Annotated in this window: 20 protein-coding genes and 1 riboswitch; of the genes, 5 read left to right on the top strand and 15 right to left on the bottom strand. The window is 62.2% G+C overall.

Annotated elements, in window-relative coordinates:
- Positions 1-90: 90 nt before the first annotated feature.
- On the bottom strand, positions 91-975 hold the full coding sequence (locus tag Q8L25_RS05210) for a dienelactone hydrolase family protein (protein WP_308923863.1): 885 nt from the start codon (positions 973-975) through the stop codon (positions 91-93).
- A gap of 33 nt (positions 976-1008) precedes the next feature.
- Positions 1009-3768: a DNA polymerase I gene (gene polA / locus Q8L25_RS05205; RefSeq protein ID WP_308923862.1), complete on the bottom strand. Its 2760-nt coding sequence runs from the start codon at positions 3766-3768 to the stop codon at positions 1009-1011.
- A gap of 280 nt (positions 3769-4048) precedes the next feature.
- On the opposite strand from polA, the gene Q8L25_RS05200 reads away from it, so the two are divergent.
- The 4 genes from Q8L25_RS05200 to Q8L25_RS05185 all read left to right on the top strand — a co-directional run bounded on the left by Q8L25_RS05200 (position 4049) and on the right by Q8L25_RS05185 (position 8282).
- Entirely contained in the window at positions 4049-4447 is a 399-nt protein-coding gene (locus Q8L25_RS05200) for a hypothetical protein (protein WP_308923861.1), read from the top strand.
- A gap of 82 nt (positions 4448-4529) precedes the next feature.
- The gene (locus Q8L25_RS05195) at positions 4530-5486 is read left to right on the top strand and encodes a homoserine kinase (protein WP_308923860.1); all 957 of its coding nucleotides are present in this window, start codon (positions 4530-4532) and stop codon (positions 5484-5486) included.
- Between the two features lie 4 nt (positions 5487-5490).
- Entirely contained in the window at positions 5491-6279 is a 789-nt protein-coding gene (locus tag Q8L25_RS05190) for a BPSS1780 family membrane protein (RefSeq protein WP_308923859.1), read from the top strand.
- 101 nt (positions 6280-6380) lie between these two features.
- Positions 6381-8282 (top strand): PKD domain-containing protein, encoded by a 1902-nt coding sequence (locus Q8L25_RS05185; protein WP_308923858.1) that lies wholly within the window; start codon positions 6381-6383, stop codon positions 8280-8282.
- A gap of 59 nt (positions 8283-8341) precedes the next feature.
- Here Q8L25_RS05185 and Q8L25_RS05180 read toward each other — a convergent pair whose 3' ends face one another.
- The 13 genes from Q8L25_RS05180 to Q8L25_RS05120 all read right to left on the bottom strand — a co-directional run bounded on the left by Q8L25_RS05180 (position 8342) and on the right by Q8L25_RS05120 (position 21951).
- Positions 8342-10654, bottom strand: a complete 2313-nt coding sequence (locus Q8L25_RS05180) for a UvrD-helicase domain-containing protein (protein WP_308923857.1) — start codon at positions 10652-10654, stop codon at positions 8342-8344.
- A gap of 69 nt (positions 10655-10723) precedes the next feature.
- Positions 10724-11515, bottom strand: a complete 792-nt coding sequence (locus Q8L25_RS05175) for a hypothetical protein (protein ID WP_308923856.1) — start codon at positions 11513-11515, stop codon at positions 10724-10726.
- 127 nt (positions 11516-11642) lie between these two features.
- Entirely contained in the window at positions 11643-12749 is a 1107-nt protein-coding gene (locus Q8L25_RS05170) for an S-(hydroxymethyl)glutathione dehydrogenase/class III alcohol dehydrogenase (protein WP_308923855.1), read from the bottom strand.
- A 29-nt stretch (positions 12750-12778) separates the two neighbouring features.
- Positions 12779-13411, bottom strand: a complete 633-nt coding sequence (locus tag Q8L25_RS05165) for a response regulator (protein ID WP_308923854.1) — start codon at positions 13409-13411, stop codon at positions 12779-12781.
- A 96-nt stretch (positions 13412-13507) separates the two neighbouring features.
- On the bottom strand, positions 13508-14119 hold the full coding sequence (gene thiE, locus Q8L25_RS05160; RefSeq protein WP_308923853.1) for a thiamine phosphate synthase: 612 nt from the start codon (positions 14117-14119) through the stop codon (positions 13508-13510).
- Between the two features lie 10 nt (positions 14120-14129).
- A complete protein-coding gene (locus tag Q8L25_RS05155) occupies positions 14130-14939 on the bottom strand; it encodes a hydroxymethylpyrimidine/phosphomethylpyrimidine kinase (RefSeq protein ID WP_374694231.1) in 810 nt (269 codons plus the stop codon).
- Positions 14936-15739 (bottom strand): thiazole synthase, encoded by an 804-nt coding sequence (locus tag Q8L25_RS05150; RefSeq protein ID WP_308923851.1) that lies wholly within the window; start codon positions 15737-15739, stop codon positions 14936-14938. The genes Q8L25_RS05155 and Q8L25_RS05150 overlap by 4 nt, the downstream gene beginning before the upstream one ends.
- A gap of 18 nt (positions 15740-15757) precedes the next feature.
- Positions 15758-15961, bottom strand: coding sequence for a sulfur carrier protein ThiS (thiS, locus tag Q8L25_RS05145; RefSeq protein WP_308923850.1), 204 nt, complete (start codon positions 15959-15961; stop codon positions 15758-15760).
- Between the two features lie 11 nt (positions 15962-15972).
- A complete protein-coding gene (gene thiC, locus Q8L25_RS05140; RefSeq protein WP_308923849.1) occupies positions 15973-17886 on the bottom strand; it encodes a phosphomethylpyrimidine synthase ThiC in 1914 nt (637 codons plus the stop codon).
- Positions 17887-17968: 82 nt separating this feature from the next.
- Positions 17969-18083, bottom strand: a riboswitch (TPP riboswitch).
- Positions 18084-18135: 52 nt separating this feature from the next.
- On the bottom strand, positions 18136-18387 hold the full coding sequence (locus tag Q8L25_RS05135; RefSeq protein ID WP_308923848.1) for a hypothetical protein: 252 nt from the start codon (positions 18385-18387) through the stop codon (positions 18136-18138).
- Between the two features lie 38 nt (positions 18388-18425).
- Positions 18426-19232: a response regulator gene (locus Q8L25_RS05130; RefSeq protein WP_308923847.1), complete on the bottom strand. Its 807-nt coding sequence runs from the start codon at positions 19230-19232 to the stop codon at positions 18426-18428.
- A gap of 25 nt (positions 19233-19257) precedes the next feature.
- Complete coding sequence (locus Q8L25_RS05125) at positions 19258-21162, bottom strand: ATP-binding protein (protein WP_308923846.1); 1905 nt, start codon at positions 21160-21162, stop codon at positions 19258-19260.
- 51 nt (positions 21163-21213) lie between these two features.
- Positions 21214-21951 (bottom strand): Crp/Fnr family transcriptional regulator, encoded by a 738-nt coding sequence (locus tag Q8L25_RS05120; protein ID WP_308923845.1) that lies wholly within the window; start codon positions 21949-21951, stop codon positions 21214-21216.
- 241 nt (positions 21952-22192) lie between these two features.
- On the opposite strand from Q8L25_RS05120, the gene Q8L25_RS05115 reads away from it, so the two are divergent.
- Entirely contained in the window at positions 22193-24298 is a 2106-nt protein-coding gene (locus Q8L25_RS05115) for an EAL domain-containing protein (protein WP_308923844.1), read from the top strand.
- The last annotated feature ends 6 nt before the right edge of the window (positions 24299-24304 follow it).

Below are 24304 nucleotides of genomic sequence, written 5' to 3'. Positions count from 1 at the left end.
GCAATTGTACTGCATTGGCGGAAGAACCGGGCATTTACGGCCCGGTTCGGCTTATCCAGTCAATGAGGAAAGATGCCGCTGAGATGCTGCTTACACCACGCCATTGGCCTTGAACCAGGCCAGGCAGCGGGCATAGCCGTCCTTGGCGTCGGCCGCCACATAGCTGGGGCGGTAGTCGGCGTTGAAGGCGTGGCCCGAGTCCGGATAGACGACGAATTCGGATTTGCTGCTCCCTTTGGCCAGCGCCGCTTTCATGGTGGCGATCGATTCCTGGCTGATGCCGGTATCCTTGGCGCCATACAGGCCCAGGACCGGTGCCTTGAGCGCCGGTGCGATATCGACCGGGTGCTGCGGCGTGATCGCGGTCGACTCGCCCACCAGGCGGCCATACCAGGCCACGCCCGCTTTCACGGCCGGATTGTGCGCCGCATACAGCCAGGTGATGCGGCCGCCCCAGCAAAAACCGGTAATGCCCAGGCGCGCGGTGTCGCCGCCATTCTGCCTGGCCCAGGCGACGATGGCGTCCAGGTCGCTCATTACCTGCGCATCAGGGGTCTTGCCGACGATGTTCTTCATCAGTTCGGGCATGCTGGGCGCCTTGGTGGCGTCGCCCTGGCGCACGAACAGGTCGGGCGCCAGCGCCAGGTAACCCTGCTTGGCAAAGCGGCGCGCCATGTCGGCGATATGCTCGTGCACGCCAAAGATCTCGGAAATCACCAGGATCACCGGCAAGCCCGTCTTGCCTTCGGGCTGGGATGCATAGACGGGCACGTCCTGGCCGTCGATCTTGACCATGATGGTGCCCGAGATCAGGCCCGCGCCATCGGTCTTGATCACGTTTTGCGCCACCACCGGCAGCGCGGCCACGGCAAAACCCGTGCCCAGCGCCACTTTCAGGAAACCACGGCGGCCATCGGCCCCGGACAGGCTGCTCTGGCCCAACAGACTTTCCACATCGCTAATCATGTCTTTCATGCGTTTCTCCTGAAAGTGTTGCGTTTAAAAACATTAATGCGCCTGGTCCCAATTCTTGCCGACGCCAACTTCCGCCGTCAACGGCACCTTGAGTTCGGCCACGCCGGCCATCAGCTCGGGCAGCTTGCGCTTGACCAGTTCCAGCTCGGCGTCCGGCACTTCCAGCACCAGCTCATCGTGCACCTGCATGATCATTTTCGTTTGCAGGCCGTCCTGCTCCAGCCAGTTTTGCACGGCGATCATGGCCAGCTTGATCAGGTCGGCCGCCGTGCCCTGCATCGGCGCATTGATCGCGGCCCGTTCGGCGCCCTGGCGGCGCGGGCCGTTCGGCGAATTGATTTCCGGCAGCCACAGGCGGCGGCCAAACACGGTTTCCACATAGCCACGCGCCTTGGCTTGCTGGCGCGTGTCTTCCATATACTGTTTCACGCCTGAAAAACGCGCGAAATAGCGGTCGATATAGCTTTGCGCGGCCGTGCGGTCGACGCCCAGATTACCGGCCAGGCCAAACGCGCTCATGCCGTAGATCAAGCCAAAGTTGATGACCTTCGCGTAGCGGCGTTGCTCGCTTTGCACCTCGGCGGCCGTCACGCCGAAGATTTCGGCCGCGGTGGCGCGGTGAATGTCGATGCCGTCGGCAAACGCGCGCAGCATCGCCTCGTCGCCCGAAATATGCGCCATGATGCGCAGCTCGATCTGGGAATAGTCGGCCGAGACGATGCTGCTGCCCGGCGGCGCAATAAAGGCTTCGCGGATGCGGCGCCCTTCAGCGCTGCGGATCGGAATATTCTGCAAGTTCGGGTCGTTCGACGCCAGGCGCCCGGTGACGGCGACGGCCTGCGCATAATTGGTATGCACGCGGCCGGTGCTGGCGTTGATCATCTTCGGCAATTTGTCGGTATAGGTCGACTTCAGCTTGGCCATGCCGCGGTATTCGAGCAGCACTTTCGGCAACGGATAATCCTCGGCCAGCTTTTGCAGCACTTCCTCATCGGTGGACGGCGCGCCGGTCGGGGTCTTCTTGACCACAGGCAGTTTCAGTTTTTCAAAAAAAATCTCGCCGATCTGCTTCGGCGACCCGAGGTTGAACGGCTGCTCGGCCAGTTCATACGCTTTCTTTTCCAGTTCCAGGATTTTCACGGCCAGCTCGGCCGACTGCAAATTCAATAGCGCGTCGTCGATCAGCACGCCGTTGCGCTCGATCTTCTGCAGCACCTGCGCCGTCGGCAGCTCGATCTTTTCGTAGATAAAGGTCAGCTTTTCGTCATTGGCGACATTGCCCCACATGGCGTTATGCAGGCGCAAGGTGACATCGGCATCCTCGGCCGCATAGCGGGCCGCCTGTCCCACTTCCACCTGGTTGAAGGTGATCTGCTTGGCGCCCTTGCCGCACACGTCCTCGAACGGGATGGTGGTGTAGTTCAGGTGGCGCAAGGCCAGGCCGTCCATGTCGTGTTTCTTGTGCGATTCAAACACATACGATTCGAGCAGGGTGTCGTGCACGATGCCGCGCAATGTCACGCCGTGGTTGGCGAAGATATGGCTGTCGTATTTCAGGTTCTGGCCCAGCTTGGGCTTGTTCGCGTCCTCCAGCCAAGGCCGCAGCTTGCTCAGGACATGCTCACGCGACAGCTGGTCCGGCGCGCCCGCGTAATCGTGCGCCAAAGGAATATAGCAGGCCGCGTGTTCGGCCACGGACAATGAAATGCCGACCATCTGCGCCGTCATCGGTTCCAGCGAGGTGGTTTCCGTGTCGACGGCCGTCAAAGGCGCCGCATCGATCAGGGCGATCCATTTGTCGAGCTGTTCATCGGTCAGCACGGTTTCATAGACGGCCTCGGGCGCCGGAGCGGCGTCGGCAAACATATCGCCGGTGGTGTTCGCAGCAGCATTGGCGGCAGGCGGCGCGCCCACCGGCGACATCGGCGGCGGCGCGCCACCGAGTTCGCGCAGCAGGGCCTTGAAGCCGTAGCGGTTGAAGAAGGCCAGCAGCGCGTCGCGGTCTTCTTGTTTCGCCGCCAGGGAGTCGGCGATCGTCGTCATGTGTGCCGACAGATCGCAGTCGGTCTTGACCGTGATCAGGGCGCGCGCCTGCGGCAGCCACGGCAGCGCCGTACGCAGGTTTTCGCCGACGGCGCCGCCGACATTGGCCGCGTTTTCCATCACGCCTTCCAGGCTGTCGTACAGGGTCAGCCATTTGACGGCCGTCTTCGGACCGCATTTCGACACGCCCGGCACATTGTCGACCGTATCGCCGATCAGCGACAGGTAGTCGATGATGCGGTTCGGCGGCACGCCGAACTTGGCCAGCACGGCCGCTTCGTCGAGCTTTTCATTGCTCATGGTATTGATCAGGGTCACCTGGCTGTTGACCAGCTGGGCCAGGTCCTTGTCGCCGGTGGACACCACCACGTTCATGCCGGCGCCAGCGGCCTGCACGGCCAGGGTGCCGATCACGTCATCGGCTTCCACGCCGTCGACCATCAGGATGGGCCAGCCCATGGCTTTCACGGCTTCATGGATAGGCTCGATCTGCAGGCGCAAATCGTCCGGCATGGAGGCGCGCGTGGCCTTGTATTCCGGATACATATCGTCGCGGAAAGTCTTGCCCTTGGCATCGAACACGCAGGCGATATACGCGGCCGGGTAGTCGGCGCGCAAACGGCGCAGCATGTTGACCATGCCGTGCATGGCGCCGGTAGGGTAGCCGTCCGGGCTGCGCAGGTCGGGCAGCGCGTGGAAGGCGCGATAAAGGTAACTGGAACCATCGACTAACAGCAGGGTGTTTTGCATAATGCCAATAAATAAAGGTGAGCCGCGCCTGCCAGAGGGAAACATGGGGTGGGCGGGTGGAATATCGTTCAATTATCGCAGAGTTTGTGGGCGCGCCACCTGGCGCGTGCAGCGCTGTTTTCTGCTGCGTGGCCGGGCGTGCCGGCGCACCCCACTATTTCTCTGCATTTAAAACAGCTTGCTTGGCAGTTTGTTACAATGCCCCATAGATAACAACGGCTTATTGACAGTCTGTACACTGCGGCGTCACGCCGCGGTCACACTTGGAAGCGACCCCATCATGATGCGTACCTCCACCTTCTGGCGACTCCTGGCACTGCCCCTGCTGGCCGTGTCGGCGATCGCCGGCGCCCAGACGCCACCGAAACCCAGCGATGCGCCACCGCAGCTGGAAAAAATCGAAGAAATGGGCGAAGCGCCCATTACCGTCACGCCAGCGGCACCTGCTCAGCAGATCACGGAAAAGCGCGAGAATGGCGTGACGTCGGAAGTGAAAGTGACGTCGGGCGGCAGCACCTATTACATGAAGCCGTCGGCCGGCGGCGACCAGGCCCATGGCAGCGCCCTGCGCGGCCCGCAATGGAAGGTGATGGAATTTGACCTGGGCAAGAAAAAACAGAAACAGCGTGACGAGGAAGCGGCCGACGACGTGCCTGCGCCACCGCCGCCAGCCAAGTAAGCATCCACTCTTGCCCTGCCCTGCCCCGGCCGTCTGCGGGGCAGCAGGCTTTTTTTGACCTTTTTGATCTCTCTTCTTTCCCATGGCAGTTTTTACCGCGCTACACCTGGACGATATCGGCCAATGGATCACGCAATTCCCACTCGGCAAGCCTCTGGCGCTCAAGGGCATCGCTTCCGGCATTGAAAACAGCAATTTTTTCCTCAGCACCGAGCGCGGCGAGCATGTGCTGACGATCTTTGAAAACCTGAGCTTCGAGCAATTGCCGTTCTATCTGCAACTGATGCGCCACCTCGCCGAACGCGGCGTGCTGGTGCCGGCACCGATCCCGAACGCCGACGGCGAACTGGTCTGCAGCCTGCAAGGCAAGCCGGCCGCCATCGTCAGCAAGCTCGACGGCAGCTCACAGATGGATCCCCAGCCCGTGCATTGCGCGGCTGTCGGCGCCATGCTGGCGAAAATGCATCTGGCGGCGCAGGATTTTCCGCTGCAACAACCGAACTTGCGCGGCCTGGACTGGTGGAACGCCACCACGCCGCTGGTCTTGCCCCACCTGGACGAAGGCAACGCGCATCTGCTGCGCGCCGAAATTCATTTCCAGGACGCGTTTGCCGCCTGCGCCACTTACAAAGCCTTGCCGCGCGGCCCCGTGCATGCCGACCTGTTCCGCAACAACGTGATGTTCGACGGCGAACGGCTGACGGGCTTTTTCGATTTTTACTTCGCCGGCTGCGATACCTGGCTGTTCGACGTGGCCGTCACCGTCAACGACTGGTGCATTGATTTGTCCACCGGCAAGCTCGACGTCGAGCGCGTGCGCGCCCTGCTCGACGCCTACCAGGCCGTGCGCCCGTTTACCACCGAAGAACATACGGCCTGGCAACCGCTGCTGCGCGCCGCCGCGCTGCGCTTCTGGCTGTCGCGCCTGTACGATTACTACCAGCCGCGCGCAGCCGAAATGCTGACGCCCCATGATCCCGCGCATTTTGAACGCATCTTGCGCGAACGTATCGCTACACCTGCACCGGAACTGTTTTAAGAACATGGAAAAATTACCTGCAAGCACAGGCTGGCACTGGGTGAAACAAGGCTTCGGCCTGTTTCGCAAGCAACCTGGCGGCATGTCGATGCTGTTTCTCGGCTATATGGTGTGCATGCTGCTCGTCAGCGTCATCCCCCTGCTGGGCCAATTTCTGCCCGTGATCCTGGTGCCGATCTTCTCCGTCGCCTTTGCCCAGGGCTGTCTGAATATCGACCAGGGCAAGCGCGTCTTGCCCAGCTTGCTGCTGTCGGGCTTTCGCAAGCCAGCCCTGCCGGTGCTGTTCGGCCTGGGCGTGCTGTACCTCATCATGGCCATCGTGGCCATCGGCGCCTCGTCGCTGGTCGACGGCGGTACCCTGTGGCAACTGGTGACAGGCCAGCTCAATCCGCAAACCTCGCCCGAGGTGATCCGCGAATCGAATATCGGCTCGGCCATCCTGTTGACCATGGCCATGTCGATTCCCGCCCTGATGGCCTTCTTCTTTGCCGCGCCGCTGATCTACTGGCAGCACGTCAGCCTGGGCAAGGCGCTGTTCTTCAGCTTTTTTGCCGTCTGGCGCTCGCTGTCGGCCTTTATCGTGCTGGCCTCGACCTGGTTCGCCATCAGCATCGTCACCAGCCAGTTGCTGTTCATGATCGTCGGCCGCACGCAGATGGCCATCCAGCTGATGATGCCGCTGTCGATGATCCTGACGGTGATCATGCATTGCTCGTTTTATGCGGCATACCGGCAGATTTTTGGCGTGCCGGCAGCCGATGGGAAGGTATCACTCGACAAAATTGATAACTGAATCAACTTTTTAAAATAATTTAACATTCGTGACAATGTGAAATTATTGCTGATAATTAACAATGATATCCTTCAGGCATTTTAAACTTGATAAGATATCCTGTGAAAACAACCTTTGCAATTTGTGCATTGACCTTGGCCACCTTGTCCGCCTGTGGCGGCGGTGGCAGCAATGACAGCACTGTACCAACACCGGCAACCAACACTGCTCCTGTCGCGCAAGCTGGCGCGTCACAGAATATTGTTGCTGGCACCGTCGTCACACTCGATGGCAGTACCAGTTCCGACAAGGATGGTGACACGCTCACTTATGCGTGGGTGCTGACTTCCAGGCCGGCTGGCAGTATCGCCACCTTGTCTTCCGCCACTGCGGTCAAGCCCACGTTCACCGCAGACGTTGCCGGCGCCTATATTGCCACGCTGACCGTCAATGACGGCAAGACCAGCAGCATCGCCGCGACGGTCACGATCACAGCCTCTGTCGTCAATGCCGCACCGGTAGCCAATCCCGGCATTGGCCAGAACGTCGTTGCGGGAAGCCCCGTCACCCTTGACGGCAGCGCCAGCACGGATGCCAACAACGACCCGCTGACATATGCATGGGTACTGACAAGGCCTACATTAAGCGTTGCCACCCTGGCATCGTCGACAACCGCGAAGCCGACATTCACGGCCGATGTGGCGGGCGACTATATCGCCACCTTGATCGTCAATGACGGCAAGATCAACAGCGCACCGCTGTCCGTCACCATCACCGCAACGGTTGCCAACGCAGCACCGGTCGCCAATGCAGGCAGTGCCCAGAGTCTGCTTGCAGGCAACGTGGTCACGCTGGACGGCAGCACCAGTTCGGATGCCAATGGCGACACCCTGATCTATGCATGGGTATTGACGTCGAAACCGGCTGGCAGCAATGCTGCGCTCAGCAATGTTTCATCAGCCAAGCCCACCTTCACCGCCGATGTCGCCGGCTTGTATGTTGCCAGCCTGGTGGTCAATGATGGCAAGGTCAGCAGCGCCGCCTCGACAGTGCAAATCACCGCAGCCGCAATCAATGCGGCACCCGTCGCCAACGCAGGTATTGCACAAAACGCCGTGACGGGAACATCGATCAGCCTCAATGGCAGCGCCAGCTCGGATGCCAATGGCGATCCGCTCACTTATGCATGGAGTCTGACATCGAAGCCGGCAGGCAGCAGCCTGACCTTCAGTTCGACTGCTGCCAAGCCTGTCTTTACGGCAGACGTGCCAGGCACTTATGTGTTCACCTTGACAGTCAATGATGGCAAGCTCAATAGTACGCCAGCGACAGTGGCTGTCACGGCAGCGGCAGCCAATGTGGCGCCAGTGGCCAATGCCGGTAGCGCGCAAAACGTGGTGACCGGTGCGGCGGTAACGCTCAATGGTAGCGCCAGTTCGGATGCCAATGGCGATACGCTGACCTATGCATGGACGTGGGTCTCGAAACCCACCAGCAGCGCGGCAGCGCTGTTGTCCGCCAATACGGCACAGCCAAGCTTTACCGCCGATATGGAAGGCACATATGTCGCCAGCCTGATTGTGAACGATGGGAAGGTGAATAGTCCGGCAATCAATGTAGCGGTCACTGCCATCACTAACACCCTGATGCTGTTCCAGCAAGAAACTAGCATCATCAATGGCACGACCGAAACCAAGCTTACGCTTCCCTACACCAGTGTCGGCGCGATGCAGAATTCTTGCGTGGGTTCCTGCTCAGTCAACTACACCATAGGTACATTCAAACTGACCGCCGTTGGCGCCAATTTCACGGTCACCAGCTTGAGTGCTACCGATAGCACCAATACGGTGGCTCCTACATTTGGAGGCTTAAGCCAGTCGCAAGTGATCAGTGCCGGCAGCAGTGCGGTGTTCACCTTGCTCTCGCCAAAAACCAGCAACGCGACAGCAAAACTGACTTATCGGTTTGTCGTTGCTGAAACTGGACAAGTTTTCAGCTACAGCGTGGATTTCAAATCGAACTGATAAGCTGAACGTTAGTGTCATGGCCCCCATTGATCAGTGATCCATGGGGGCATTTTTTCTTAGCGTCCCAGCCGCTCCAGCTTGGCAATCCCCAAGTCCAGCACCTTCATGCCATGCTGGCCGAAGTTGATCTGCGCGCGCGCGTTGCCGCCGCCGCCTTCGATATTGACGATCACGCCTTCGCCGAACTTGGCGTGGGCCACCGATTCACCGATGCGCCAGCCGCCACCCGGGGATTTCTGCGCGATCTTCTGCGCAATCGCGTTGTCGGAGCCCAGGCTGCCCACCGTGCGCGGCGCTTCGTCCCAGGCCGACTTGCGGTTGCCGAACCAGTTGGCCTGCACTTTCGGCGACAGCCATTTCAGGGCTTCCTCCGGCAATTCGTCGAAGAAGCGCGACTTCATGTTGTAGCGGGTCTGGCCGTGCAACATGCGCGTCTGCGAAAAGCTCATGTATAAACGCTTGCGCGCGCGCGTGATCGCCACGTACATCAAACGCCGCTCTTCCTCCACGCCGTTGTCTTCCTTGGAACTGCTTTCGTGCGGGAACAGGCCCTCTTCCAGGCCGGTAATAAAGACGTTGTCGAATTCCAGGCCCTTGGCCGAGTGCACCGTCATCATCTGCAGCGCATCCTGACCCGCCTGCGCCTGGTTATCCCCGGCTTCCAGCGAGGCGTGCGACAAAAAGGCCGACAGCGGCGACATCACGGCCGGCAATGGCGCGTCGGCATCGAGAATCTCGATGCCATCCTGGTTGACGACCGGCGCGCCCGATTGCGCCTGGGCAGACGGCCCCAGGTGCGCCGGCGCGGCCTGGCCAAACCCTTCTTCGGAAACGAACTGGGTGGCCGCGCTGACCATCTGCTCCAAGTTCTCGATGCGGTCGGCGCCTTCCTTTTCATTCTGATAGTGTTGCAGCAAGGTACTCGCTTCCAGCACCACGCGCACCATTTCCGGCAGTGACAATTGCTGGGTTTCGAAGCGCACGCCCTCGATCAGCTTGACGAAGCCGGCCAGGGTACTGCCCGCCTTGCCCGCCACATACGGCACGGACGCATACAGCGAAATGCCGTACTGCTCGGAGGCGGCCTGCAGCTGCTCGATCGAGCGCATGCCGATGCCGCGCGTGGGGAAGTTCACCACGCGCAAGAAGGCCGAATCGTTGTGCGGATTGTCCATCAGCTGCAAGTAGGCGATCGCATGCTTGACCTCGGCGCGCTGGAAGTAGCGCTGGCCGCCGTACACGTGGTAGGGAATCGCGGCCGAAAACAGCGCGTGTTCGATCACGCGCGACTGCGCGTTCGAGCGGTACAGGATCGCGATTTCGCTGCGCGAGGCGCCTTCGGCGATCAGGCTTTTCGCTTCCTCGATGATCCACTGCGCTTCCTGCAGGTCGGAACTGGCTTCGTACACGCGGACCTGCTCGCCATGGCCGGCGTCGGTGCGCAGATTCTTGCCCAGGCGCTTGCTGTTGTTGGCGATCAGCACGTTGGCGCTGTCGAGGATATGGCCGTGCGAGCGGTAATTCTGTTCCAGCTTGATCAGGTTTTTCACCTGGAACTCATGCTCGAAGGCGCTCATGTTTCCGACGTTGGCGCCGCGGAAAGCATAGATGCTCTGGTCATCGTCGCCGACGGCAAACAGGGCGCCGCCATCGCGGCTGCCATGGCCGGCCAGCAATTTGAGCCAGTTGTATTGCAGATTATTCGTATCCTGGAACTCGTCGACCAGGATATGGCGGAAGCGCGCCTGGTAATGCTCGCGCAGCGGCTGGTTGCGGCTCAAGAGTTCATACGTGCGCAGCAGCAGTTCGGCAAAATCGACCACCCCTTCGCGCTGGCACTGGTCGTCGTACAGCTGGTACAGCTCGACCATCTTGCGCTCGTGCGCGTCGTACGCTTCCACGTCGGTGGCGCGCAGGCCCTGGTCCTTGGCATTGTTGATGAAATACATCACCGTCTTCGGCGGGAATTTTTCATCATCGATATTGTTTGCCTTGAGCAAACGCTTGATCACCGACAGCTGATCCTGCGAGTCGAGGATCTGGAAGGTCTGCGGCAAGGCGGCATCGCGGTAATGCGTGCGCAGCAGGCGGTTGCACAGGCCGTGGAAGGTGCCGATCCACATGCCGCGCGTATTGATCGGCAGCATCGCCGACAGCCGCGTCAGCATTTCCTTGGCAGCCTTGTTGGTAAACGTGACGGCCAGGATGCCGGGCGGCGACACCTGCTGGGTCTGGATCAGCCAGGCGATGCGGGTGGTCAGCACGCGGGTCTTGCCCGAGCCGGCGCCCGCCAGGATCAGGGCATGCTGGGCTGGCAAAGTGACGGCGGCCAGTTGTTCGGGATTGAGGTTGTGAAGAAGATTTTGCATCCCCCGATTATACCGGCATGCCGCATTTCACTGTGGATTTGTCCAGTTACTGTGTGATGCGGTGATTTGTCAACCGGCCCGTACCGGCTTCGCTTTTCCGGTACGCAAGGCTTCCTCGATCACGCCCCGCGTGGTGCGTTCGGCCTCCTTGCTGGCGCGTCCCTGGCGCTCGCCCAGTTCGCCCATTCGCTTGCCCAGGCTGTCCATCGGCTTGCCGGCCTGGTCCATCTGGCGCCCTTTCGCTTCCAGCGCGGCGTCATGGGCGCGATCCTGGCGGTGGGCCATGCGTTCATGCACGGCTTCGATCTCGTCCTGGAGTACTTCCACCGCATCCTGGGCCTGTTCGACATGGTTTTCTGCCACATCGCGCTGGGCCTCGGATTTTGCCTGCCGCTGCTGCTGATGCGCCGCCGCCAGCTTGCGCTGCGCCTCGCCCAGCTGGGCCGACAGCTTTTTCAGGTCCGCCGCATCCGCCCGGGACACCTGGCCCGCCTGGCGGCCCTGCTCGCCCATTTCACGACCCAGCTTGCCCATCTGCCTGCCGTGCTCGCCCATCTGCTGGCCCAGCGCCGACATTTCCTGGCCCAGCGCCTGCACCGGTTTCCAGGCCGTATCGGCGCGCGCCAGCAAATCACGGTCCTCGATCACATACGATTTGCCATGGTCGCGGAACCACAGGAAGGGGCCATTGCTGGTGCGCTTGAGGCGGTCCAGCTCGTCGTTATCGGAGCCACTGCCATAGGTGGAGATGGCGCCATTCTTGCCTTGTACCAGCGTAAAAGGTTCACCGGAAGCGGCCATGGCGCCGAAAGAGAGGATGGCGCCGGCAAAGGCCAAGCACAGACGGGATGGGATCAGCATGGTATTCCTCGCTACGGTCGACGTTGGGAGCCTGACTGTAGCGAGATTGCGGTCGCACGGCGCGCGCCATGCGATAAACGGCAGAAAGCGGGGAACAGACGGCGCATCGGCTGCGCCGTCCGGATGATTAATACAGCACGACCGAACGGATCGACTCGCCGCTCTTCATCAGATCGAAACCTTCGTTGATGCGTTCGAGCGGCAGCCGGTGCGTGATCAGATCGTCGATATTGATCTTGCCTTCCATATACCAGTCGACGATCTTCGGCACATCGGTGCGGCCGCGCGCGCCGCCGAAGGCCGAACCGCGCCATTCGCGGCCTGTCACCAGCTGGAACGGACGGGTCGAGATTTCCTGGCCGGCGGCCGCCACGCCGATAATGAACGATTTGCCCCAGCCCTTGTGCGTGCACTCGAGCGCCTGGCGCATCAGGGTGGTGTTGCCGACGCATTCAAAACTGTAATCGGCGCCGCCATCGGTCAGCTGCACGATGGCGTCGACCACGTTTTCCACCTCGTTCGGATTGATAAAGTGCGTCATGCCGAACTTGCGGGCGATCGCCTGGCGCGCCGGGTTGATGTCGATGCCGATGATTTTGTCGGCGCCCACCATTTTCGCGGCCTGGATCACATTGAGGCCGATACCGCCCAGGCCGAACACGGCCACGTTGGCGCCCGCCTCGACCTTGGCCGAGAACAGCACCGCGCCCACGCCGGTGGTCACGCCGCAACCGATATAGCAGACCTTGTCGAACGGCGCGTCTTCGCGGATCTTCGCCAGGGCAATTTCCGGCACCACGATGTAGTTGGAAAAGGTCGAGGTGCCCATGTAGTGGAACAGCGGTTTGCCGTCCAGCGAGAAACGGCTGGTGGCGTCCGGCATCAGGCCACGGCCCTGGGTGCTGCGGATTTTCTGGCACAGATTGGTCTTCTGCGACAGGCAGAATTTGCACTCGCGGCATTCCGGCGTGTACAGCGGAATCACGTGGTCGTCTTTTTTCAGCGTTTTCACGCCCGGGCCCACCTCGACCACGATGCCGGCGCCTTCATGGCCCAGGATGGCCGGGAAGATGCCTTCCGGATCGGCGCCGGACAAGGTGTAGTAATCGGTATGGCAGATGCCGGTCGCTTTCAGCTCGATCAGCACTTCGCCTTCGCGCGGGCCGGCCAGGTCGACTGTTTCAATGGTCAGGGGGGCGCCGGCCTTCCAGGCCACGGCTGCTTTGGTTTTCATGGTTGTCCTGTAAAGAGGTATCTGGATGCTTACTTGGTCGTTTTCGCGCGGTTCAAAAACGCGCCATGCAGGCCGTTCAGGGTTTCCTCGGCCAGCAGCAGCTGGCTGGCGATTTCATTGATCTTGCGGCGGCTGGAACGGGCATGGTCGCGCAGCACTTCGAAAGCGGTGTTGCGGTCGGTCTGGAACTTGCCCATCAACAGGCCCACGGCCAGGCTGGTTTCGCGGCCGGCGGCCAGCGCCGCATTCAGGTTCAGTTCGGTGCGGCGCAGCTGGCGGATATCGTCGGCACGCGCCAGGCCCGCTTCAAAGGCGGGCATCAGGCGGCCTTCGTCGACCGGCTTGACGACATAGCCGACGGCGCCATAGGCGGCCGCCTGCTTGCCCGATTCGCTGTCGCCGCTGCCGGACAGGAACATGAACGGCACGGCGGTTTCGGCGTGCAGGCGCTTGGCCAGTTCCAGGCCGGACATGCCGGGCATATGGATGTCGAGCAGGGCCAGGTCCGGCTCGCGCTGGGCGATCAGCTGCAAGGCCGCTTCGGCCGAACTGGCCAACGCCGTTTCATAGCCTGCATGGCGCAATACTTCGCCGAGAAACTCCAGCAGCAGCTGGTCATCGTCAACGATCAGGATAAGGCGTTTGGCGGCTGGCTGATTCATGGGCAAGGGAACCTCGGTCATAGTAAAAGGGATAAACGGATGGTCTTATTATATGCCGATTATTCCGTGAAACCAGACCCGCTTGCGCCGCCTGCCCTAGTTGCCAAACAGCTTATTAAATTCCCGTACGGAAATGGCTACATCATCCGCCAGGTACACGCTGCTGATCGCCGCCACCAGGTCGGCGCCGCGCGTGGCCAGCGGCGCGGCGTTTTCCGGCGTCATGCCGCCAATCACCACGCACGGCAGGGCGATCTCACGTTTGGCCTGCAGCACGATGTCGGGATCGGTGGTGACCGGGTATTGCTTGACCAGCGAGGGATAAAAACCGCCAAACGCCATATAGCTGGCGCCGCCAAGCTGCGCCTGGCGCGCCAGCTGCAGATCGCCATAGCACGATGCGCCCACCAGTTTTTGCTTGCCCAGCCGCGCACGGGCCTGCGCCACGGAGATGTCCGTGCCGCCGACATGCACGCCATCGGCGTCCAGCTCCTCGCACAGGTCGATAAAATCGTTGACGATAAAAGGCACGCCGTATTTGCGGGCGAGCAGCAGCAAGGCGCCCGCCTGTTCGCGCCGCAGCGCCGCATCGGCATTCTTGTGGCGGTATTGCAGCAGCGCCACGCCCTCCTGCAAGGCTTGCTCCGTCACATCGAGCAGGCGGCCGGTATCATCCCAGTTCGGGGTAACCAGATACAGTCCACGCATGAGTTCCTCCTTATAAAGTGAAAGTGATGAGCCGCTGCGGCATCAGCTGGCCCGGTGCGACGGCATAAGCCTGCGCCAGGGCCGCATGGCAATACGCTTGCGCTTGCGCCAGCGCACCGGGCAGGGCCTGTCCCAGCGCCAGCCGCGCCGCGATGGCGGCCGCCAGCGTACAGCCGCTGCCGTGAAATTCGCCGGGCAGGCGCGGCCATTGCCACTCCCGCCCCTCGCCCGCCGCGCCAAACCAGCGGTTGAGGACGCTACTGCCCGCGCCATGGCCGCCGGTGAGCAGCACATGGCCGCAGCCTTGTGCCTGCAAAGTCCGCGCCTGGCCGGCAACATCGGCAACATTCGTCAAGCGGCTGGCCTCCGGTCCATTCGGTACTATCACGGTAGTCACCGGCAACAGCGGCGCCAGCGCCCGCACCGCGTCATCGATGCCGAGCAGATCGCCATGGCCGCTGGCCAGCACGGGATCGAGCACGACAGGAAGATGCGGCTGGCTGCGCCGCAATTGCACGATCACCCGGGCAATCGCCGCCGCATTGGCCGCGCTGCCCGGGATGCCGATCTTCACGGCATCGATCGCCATTTTGCCAGTCAAGGCCTGCGCCTGGCGCAGCAGCAGGGCCGCGTCCACCGCTTGCACCTCGAACACGCGGTCGTTATCCTGCACCGTCAGCGCAGTGATGATGGGCAGCGCATGCGCGCCCTGCGCGGCGATGGCCACAATATCGGCCGCGATGCCGGCGCCACCGGACGGGTCGAGCCCGGCAAAGACCAGCACAGTGGGCCGGCAAGACGCGGTTGCAACCACGCTCACGCCAGCCGGCCCGCCATCGGCGACGATGGCGACGCCGCAAATTTCTTCGGCATGCGGCCGGCCAAAAACGCCTCGCGCCCGGCCCGCACAGCCAGCTTCATCGCATGGGCCATGCGCACCGGGTCGCGCGCGCCGGCAATCGCCGTGTTCATCAGCACGCCATCGCAACCGAGTTCCATCGCGATCGCCGCATCCGACGCCGTGCCGACACCGGCATCGACCAGCACCGGCACCTTGGCCTGCTCGATAATCAAGGACAAATTCCACGGGTTCAAGATGCCCATGCCCGAGCCGATCAGCGAGGCCAGCGGCATGATGGCCACGCAGCCGATCTCTTCCAGGATGCGCGCCTGGATCGGATCGTCGCTGCAATACACCATCACGTCAAAGCCATCCTTGACCAGGGCTTCCGCCGCGACCAGGGTTTCCGGCATATGCGGGAACAGGGTTTTCTCGTCGCCCAGCACTTCCAGCTTCACCAGCTTGCGGCCGCCGAGCAGTTCGCGCGCCAGCTGCAAGGTGTAGACGGCGTCTTTTGCCGTATAGCAGCCGGCCGTGTTCGGCAAGATGGTGTACTGGTCGGGCGGCAGCACGTCGAGCAGGCTGGGGGCGTTCGGGTCCTGGCCGATATTGACGCGGCGGATCGCCACCGTGATGATCTGCGCTTCGGCCGCATCGGTGGCCAATCGCGTTTGCGGCAAGTCCCTGTATTTGCCGCTGCCCACCAGCAGGCGCGACGCATAGGTCTTGCCGGCGATGGTCAGCAAGTCGTTGTTTGCGTTGTGTGTTTCTGTATGCATGTTCTGTCTTTCAATTTGTTAGCCGCCGCCGATGGCGCGCACAATGTCCACTTTGTCGTCTGCCTGCAGCACATGCGCCGGCCAGTTTTTCCGCTGCACCACCGAGCGGTTGACGGCCAGCGCCAGCGCCTGGCCTTGCAGCGACAGCGCTTCGATCAGCTGGTCCAGCGTGTGATGGGGCGGCACCTGGTGCGGCGCGCCGTTGAGCATGATGGGGATCATGGCGCCCTCCTTCAGACTTTGCGGTACAGCTCGGCGCCGTTCTTGATGAACTCGATCGCTTTCACTTCCATGCCCTGCTTGACGGCGCGCTCTTCCGAGATGCCGATGCCGGCCGCGTATTCGCGCACTTCCTGGGTGATCTTCATCGAGCAGAAATGCGGGCCGCACATCGAACAGAAGTGGGCCACCTTGGCCGAATCCTTGGGCAAGGTTTCATCGTGAAATTCACGCGCCTTGTCCGGGTCCAGGCCGATATTGAACTGGTCGTCCCAGCGAAATTCGAAGCGCGCCTTCGACAAGGCGTTGTCGCGGATCTGCGCGCCCGGATGGCCCTTGGCCAGGTCGGCCGCATGCGCGGCAATTTTATAGGTGATGATGCCGTCTTTCACGTCCGCCTTGTTGGGCAGGCCCAGGTGCTCCTTCGGCGTCACGTAGCACAGCATGGCCGTGCCATACCAGCCTATCATGGCCGCGCCGATGCCCGAGGTGATATGGTCGTAGCCCGGCGCGATATCGGTGGTCAACGGTCCCAGGGTATAGAACGGCGCTTCGCCGCACTGCTCCAGCTGCAGGTCCATGTTTTCCTTGATCAGCTGCATCGGCACATGGCCGGGGCCTTCGATCATCACCTGTACATCGTGCTTCCAGGCGATCTGCGTCAGCTCGCCCAGAGTCTTCAGTTCTCCCAGCTGCGCTTCGTCATTGGCGTCGTAGATGGAACCGGGGCGCAAGCCGTCGCCAAGCGAAAACGACACGTCATACGCCTTCATGATCTCGCAGATCTCTTCGAAATGCGTGTACAGGAACGACTCCTGGTGATGCGCCAGGCACCACTTGGCCATGATCGAGCCGCCGCGCGAAACGATGCCGGTCAGGCGCTTGGCTGTCAGCGGCACATAGCGCAGCAGCACGCCGGCGTGGATGGTGAAGTAGTCGACGCCCTGCTCGGCCTGCTCGATCAGGGTGTCGCGGAAAATCTCCCAGGTCAGGTCCTCGGCCTTGCCGTTGACCTTTTCCAGCGCCTGGTAGATCGGCACGGTACCGATCGGCACCGGGCTGTTGCGCACGATCCACTCGCGCGTTTCATGGATATGCTTGCCGGTCGACAGATCCATCACATTGTCGCCGCCCCAGCGGATGGCCCAGGTCATCTTTTCCACTTCCTCGCCGATCGACGAGGTGACGGCCGAGTTGCCGATATTGGCGTTGATTTTCACCAGAAAATTGCGCCCGATAATCATCGGCTCGACTTCCGGGTGGTTGATATTGGCGGGGATGATGGCGCGGCCACGGGCGATTTCCTCGCGCACGAATTCGGCCGTGATCTCGGCCGGAATGCTGGCGCCGAACGACTGCCCCGGGTGTTGGCGGCCCATCATCTCGGCCATGCGCTCGCCCATCGGTCCGGAAGACTTCAGCTCTTCCAGGTATTGCTGCCGGCGCATGTTTTCGCGGATGGCGACGAATTCCATTTCCGGCGTGATGATGCCTTGCCGCGCGTAATGCATCTGCGTGACGTTCCTGCCGGCCAGGGCGCGGCGCGGCTTGCGGTGCAGGTTGAAGCGCAGCTCGGCCAGTTTCGGGTCGGCCAGGCGGGCGATGCCGTAGTCGGAGGTCGGGCCCGGCAGCTCTTCCGTGTCGGCGCGTTCGAGTATCCACGGCAGGCGCGGCGTATCGAGGCCCGAGCGGATATCGATGGCGACGTCCGGGTCGGTGTACGGACCCGACGTATCGTAAACGTAGATGGGCGGATTTTTCTCGCCGCCGAACGACGCTTCCGTATCGGACTGGCTGATGGCGCGCATCGGCACGCGGATGTCGGGCCGGCTGCCCTGTACATAGATCTTGCGTGAATTGGGCAGCGGCGCGATCGCGGCCTCGTCGACCGTGGCGGTGGCGGAAAGAAATTTCGGATTGGCGTTCATTTTGGCTCCTTGGCTAGCTGGCTGTGTATAAGCCTGGAGCCAGCTAAGGAGGTTCGGCTGCGCGCACGCGATAAAAGCGGGTGCGTTCATCCTAAAGCTTCCCTTCGCTGGCATTATCCAGATCAGGTTCGGAGGGTATTTCTCACCCGCGCTTCACCGTGTTTCCACAGCAAAGAGCAGGACCCCTAGCGTTTGCCGCCTTGCGGCAGCGGGCCAATTATACGCGTTTCAGGTCGCGCGGCCAGATGATTATTTCTTGCCCCAGCGCCATTGCGGCGGCTCGCCCTTCCACCAGCATATGCCGACCAGCAAGGCAACGATCACCACTTCGTAGATGACATAGGCGACCGGCACCTGGGTTGGCGGAAACAGCACCGCGCCGCCGGCCAGCAGCGCCAGCGCGCTGATGAACACCAGCCAGCCCTGCCAGGTGATGGGCAAGCCCCAGCCGAAGCCATAGGTCTTGGCGGGGAACCAGTAGGAGGGAGATTTGTCGGTCATGATTTAACTGGACTGTAATGAACAGCAGCCAGTATAAATCAGCTTTTTTGCTGGCGCGCCGTAATATCGAGTCCGATCCCGCGATAGCCGACAAAGCGGCTGCCATGGTCGAACATCGGTTCGCCGCTGACCTGCAGGTATTGCATGCCGCCGTCCGCATTCTGGCGGCTGTAGATAAAATCCAAAAATGGTTCGCGCGCGGCGATTTTTTCGTCGAGCAGGGCGCGCTCGGCGGCGTTCCAGCGCTGCGGTTCGTCTTCGCTGCCGATGCCCAGCATCTCGGCCACCGGGCCGGAAAAGCGTGTCAGGTTGCCTGCCGCATCCTGTTCCCAGTACCAGTCCGACGACAGTTCCGTAAAGCGCTGGAAGCGCGCTTCGCTCTCGCGCAGCTCGGCCGTACGCTCCTGCACCGCCTGTTCCAGCGACCTGTTGTAGTCGGCCAGCTTCTGGTACAGCAGGCGCACTTCCAGCATATTGTGGATGCGGGTTTTGACTTCCACCAGGTCGAAGGGCTTGGCGACGAAATCCTTGGCGCCGGCCTGCAGCGCGCGCAGCTTGTGGCCGGGCTGGGCGGTGATCACCAGTACCGGCAGGTAACTGCCCGCCTCGATGTCGCGCAAGCCTTCCATCACTTCGAAGCCATCCATTTCCGGCATCTGCAAGTCGAGCAGGATCAGGTCGTAGCGGTGCTGCTGGTGCAGCGCGCGCACCGCCTGCGGGTCCATGGTGGAGGTGATGCGGGTGTAGCCCGCATTGCGCAGCACCTGTTCCAGCAGCATCACATTGGCTTCCTGGTCGTCGACGATCAGGATGCTGGCGTTCAGTATCTCGGTGGCTTGTAGCATGGCGGTAGTCCTGGTAAGTGCTTGATTAGCGTGCTGCGGTGGTGTCGTCGGCCAGGCCGTGCTTGGCCGCATGGTGCAGCGCCACGTCGAGCGCATCCATGAATTCGACAACCTTGATCGGTTTGGTCAGATAGCGGAAAAAGCCCGCCTCCAGCCCTTTTTCTATATCGCGCGGCACGGCGTTGGCCGACAGCGCCATTACCGGGATATGACTGGTCAGCGGATCCTCGTGCAGGATGTGCAAGGCGCCAAAGCCGCTGATGCCGGGCAGGTTGATGTCCATCAGGATCACGTCCGGCTGGCAGGTGCGCGCCAGGTCGATGCCCAGGTGGGCGTCGATGGCGGTCAGCAGTTTCAGGTCGCTGCGGCGCGCAATCAGTTGCTCGACCAGCGCCAGGTTGGCCGGATTGTCTTCCACGTACAGCAAGGTGCGCTGGGTGTCCGAGTCTTCCTGCATCACCGGCAACACTTCGCCTTCGCCCAGCACCAGTTGCGGCGCACGCGAGGCATTGAACTCGACCCAGAAGGTGGTGCCGACACCGACCGTGCTGTCGACGCCGATCGCGCCCCCCATCAATTCCACCAGCTGCTTGGTCACCACCAGGCCGATGCCGGTGCCCTCTTCCTGGCTGTTTTCCTGGCCCAGGCGGTTGAAGGGCTGGAACAGCTGTGACATCTGCTTTGCATCGAGACCGGCGCCGCTGTCGGTGACGCTGACGCGCACGCGGTCGCCGCGCTGGCTGCAAACGACCTGCACGCTGCCGCCGCTCTGGTTGTACTTGATGGCGTTCGACAGCAGGTTGATCATCACCTGCTTCACGCGCGTGCGGTCGGCATGGATATAGAACGCCGCGCCGCAGCGCGGGAAATGCATGCCGATGCCGCGTTTTTGCGCCTGCGGCGCGATCATCGCCTCGCAATCCTGCAGCACGTCGAGCAGCGACATGGCCTCTTCCGACATGGTCACCTTGCCCGACTCGATCATGGCCAGGTCGAGGATCTCGTTAATCAGGCGCAGCAGATACCAGCCGCCCTTGAGGATCTGGTCGAGCGAGCGCTGCTGCGGCTGGGTCGGCGGCGGCACGTCGGACGCCATCAGCTGGGCAAAGCCCAGCACGGCGTTCAAGGGCGTACGCAATTCGTGGCTCATGCTGGACAGGAATTCGGACTTGGCGCGGTTGGCCTTGTCGGCCACCTGACGCGCTTTTTCCAGCTCGGCATTATTGGTTTCGATCAGCGAACGCGTATAGGCCTGCTGCTCCTGCAAGCGCTTGTCGAGCATGGCCTGCTCGGCTTCGACCCGCTTGCGCGCCGTGTTGTCGGTGCCGATCAGCAGGTAGCCGATAACCTTGTTCTGCGCGTCGCGCAAGGCCGTCACCGAGACGATGGCGGGAAAGCAGCTGCCATCCTTGCGGATATACGTCAGTTCATAAATGTCTTCGATGCCGCGCTTGGCCTTGAACACCAGCGCTTCCACGCCGGGCGTGATGGGCGTGTCGAGTTCGGTGGAGAGGGCCTGCGCGCGGGCGACGATTTCCTGCGCGTCGGAAATGCTGGCGGGGGTCAGCTTGTCGACCACCTCATGCGCCGCATAGCCCAGCATGCGCTCGGCGCCCACATTGAAGATCTGGATCACGCCCTGGGCATCGGTGGCGATGCTGGAAAAATTGGCGCTGTTGAAAATCGCGTCCTGCAGGGCGCCCGCTTTCAGCAGCTGGCGCGGCAGTCCGGCGGCCAGCGTGCGCCGGTACAGGGCGGCCAGCAGCACCAGCAGCAGCAGGACCAGCACGCCGGTCAGGATGGCCGTGTCCGAAGGGCCGCGCCAGGCCAGCGCGGCGATCGCGACCAGCACGATGGCGCTGAAGGCGAACGCCAGCGCGACGGGCCAGCGCGATGGCAGGCCGGTGGAGATTTTTTCAACTGTGTTCATGGGATCAGCCGGTAAGTACAACAATGAATAGCATCAAGGAGGCGGCGCCGCTCAAGCCTGGCGCTGGCGCACATCCGACAGCAAGCGGGCAAATTCCTTCTTCACCACGCCATAGCATTCGCAGGTCGTGCTTTCCAGCCCGCCGCGGTCCAGCACCGTGATATGGCCGCGCCGGTAACTGATATGGCCACGCGCCTGCAGCTTGCCGGCCGCTTCCGTCACGCCTTCGCGGCGCACGCCCAGCATGTTGGCGATCAGTTCCTGGGTCATGGTCAGTTCGCGCCCGGGCAAGCGGTCCAGGGTCAGCAGCAGCCAGCGGCACAGTTGCTGTTCCACCGTATGATGGCGGTTGCACACGGCCGTCTGCGACATCTGCGTCAGCAAGGCCTGCGTGTAGCGCAGCAGCAGCCGCATCACGGGGCCGGCGCGGTTGAATTCCTCCATCAGCACATGCGCCTTCAGGCGGTAGCCGACGCCGCCCGTCTGCACCACCGCGCGGCTGGGGGTGGAGTCGCCGCCCATGAACAGCGACACGCCCACCACGCCTTCATTGCCGACGCCGGCGATTTCGGACGAGCCGCCGTTCTCCAGCAGATAGTGCAGCGAAACGATGGCGGTGGTGGGGAAATACACATGGTGCAGCTTGTCGCCCGAGTCATAGATCACGTCGCCCAGGCGCATGGCGACCTGCTCCAGGTGCGGCGCCAGGCGCGCAAAATCGGCGTCCAGCATGGCGGCCAGCAAATGGTTCTGGTTGGGGTTGTGCAACACGGCATGCGGACTGGACATGGTCAGGATTCCTGGTTTCCAGTCGTCAGCTAGGCGGTAATGGGGAGGCGTCTGAACGAGAGGCGCCACGCGGTGCAGGGTAACACAGGGTCCTGAACACGGCCTGACTATATTACTTGGTGGCATGACCGTCCGTTCGGTACCGAACGGACGCTGCGCCGCCCGGCCACCTACAGTTAGTCATTGCATGGGCTGCCAGATCGCGGATCAGGGCTGGCACACGCATCCACCGGACGCCATCATGCAATCACTCATCAAGCGCATTTCCATCTCTGTTTCCGTCTCCGCCCTGATCACCCTGGCGATCGGCCTGGCCGTGACGGCGCTGTGCTATGCCTCGACGCGGCAGATCGAATCGGAAAGCGCGCGGCTACTGCTGCAGCACTATGGCGGCACGCAAGACCTGAGCGCCGCCATGCTGCCGGCAAATGGGCTGTCGCTGTTCGACGCGGGCCGGCGCAGCTCGCTGTATGTGCTGCTGGGCGGAATACTGTCGAGTTTGCTGGCGGCCGCCTATGTGTATCAGCTGGTGACGCGCAACAGCGTGATCGAACGCATCACGGAAGAACGCACGGCGGCGCTGCGCTTTGCCAACCTGCGCCTGTCGGAAGATATCGCGGCGCGCCTGCAAAGCGACCAGGCGCTGCGGCTGCGCGAGCGCATCATCGAAGTGTCGGCCAACGCGATCGCCATCTGCAGCGCCGAAGCGCCCGGCTACCTGATCGAATACGTCAATCCGGCGTTTGAACGCATCACCGGCTACACGGCGCAGGAAGTGGTGGGACAGCCGCTGGCCAGCCTGCACGGCAATGACCAGGAACAGCCCGCCATGGAGCAGCTGCAAGCGGCGATACGCGAGCAGCGCGAAGGCAAGGCCATCCTGCGCCACGTGCGCAAGAACGGCGACAGCTACTGGAACGAAAGCTTTGTCGCGCCCGTGCGCGGCATCGCCGCGGCCAGCGATGACGGCACGGCGCCGATCAGCCACTTCCTGGTGGCGCAATACGATATCAGCGCCGTCATGCACTTCGAGGCCGAACTGGCCTTCCAGGCACGCCACGATATCCTGACCGGGCTGGCCAACCGCCGCCTGCTGCGCGAGCGCCTGGAACATGAAATGGCTGTTGCACAACGCACAGGCTTGCCGCTGTGGGTGGTGTTCATCGACCTGGACCGCTTCAAGTTCGTCAACGACACCCTGGGCCACGATGCCGGCGACACCCTGCTCAAGGGCGTGGCCGAACGCCTGCTGGCGGCCACCCGCGAAGTCGATACGGTGGCGCGCCTGGGCGGCGACGAATTCGTGCTGCTGTTGCCGCAGCATGGCAATGGCGACCCCGGCATGGCCATCCTGCAGCGCATACTCGATGCCGTGGCGCAGCCGATGCAGCTGGGCGAATACGAATTTTTTCTCAGCTGCAGCCTGGGCGTGGCCGTCTACCCCGACGATGGCTGCAGCGCCGAAATGCTGATCAAGCACGCCGATATCGCCATGTACCGCGCCAAGGAACAGGGCCGTGGCCACTGGCAGTTCTATGCCTCGAACATGAATGCGGACACCCTGGAAAGGCTGAGCCTGGAAAGCGAATTGCGCCATGCGCTCGAACGCGGCCAGTTCCACCTCGAATACCAGCCGCAGCTGGACCTGGCCAGCGGCCGGATGGTGGGCATGGAAGCGCTGCTGCGCTGGCGCCATCCGCAGCTGGGCCTGATTTCGCCGGCCAGCTTTATCGGCATGGCCGAGGAAATGGGCTTGATCATTCCGATCGGCGACTGGGTGCTGCGCACCGCCTGCGCCCAGGCGCGCGCCTGGCAACTGGCCGGCCATGGCCCGCTGCGCGTGGCGGTGAACCTGTCGGCGCGGCAGTTCAAGCAAAGAAATCTGCTGCATGCGGTGGCCGCCGTGTTGATGGAAACCGGCCTCGATGCGAGCTGCCTGGAGCTGGAACTGACGGAAAGCATGGTGATGCACGACGTGGAACAAGCGACGGCCATCATGGGCAACCTGAAGGCGCTGGGGGTGCAACTGTCGATCGACGACTTCGGCACCGGCTACTCCAGCTTGGCCTATCTGCGCCACTTCCCGATCGACGTGCTCAAAATCGACAAATCGTTCGTCAACGACATCACGCACAGCAACGACGATGCGGCCATCGTCTGCGCCATCATTTCACTGGCGCACAATCTGCGCCTGAAAGTGATCGCCGAGGGCGTGGAAACGGCGCCGCAGCTGGACTTCCTGCGCCAGCACGGCTGCGACCAGATGCAAGGCTATCTGTACAGCCGTCCGCTGGCCGTGCCGGCCTTCGAAGCGCTGCTGCGCCAGGGCCGCATGCTGGCGGCCTGATGCGTT

Origin of the sequence: Janthinobacterium sp. J1-1 (assembly GCF_030944405.1) — a bacterium.
Taxonomy (GTDB): domain Bacteria; phylum Pseudomonadota; class Gammaproteobacteria; order Burkholderiales; family Burkholderiaceae_D; genus Janthinobacterium.
Note: the sequence above shows the minus strand (reverse complement) of the source record. Positions and strands in the feature narration are given on the sequence as shown.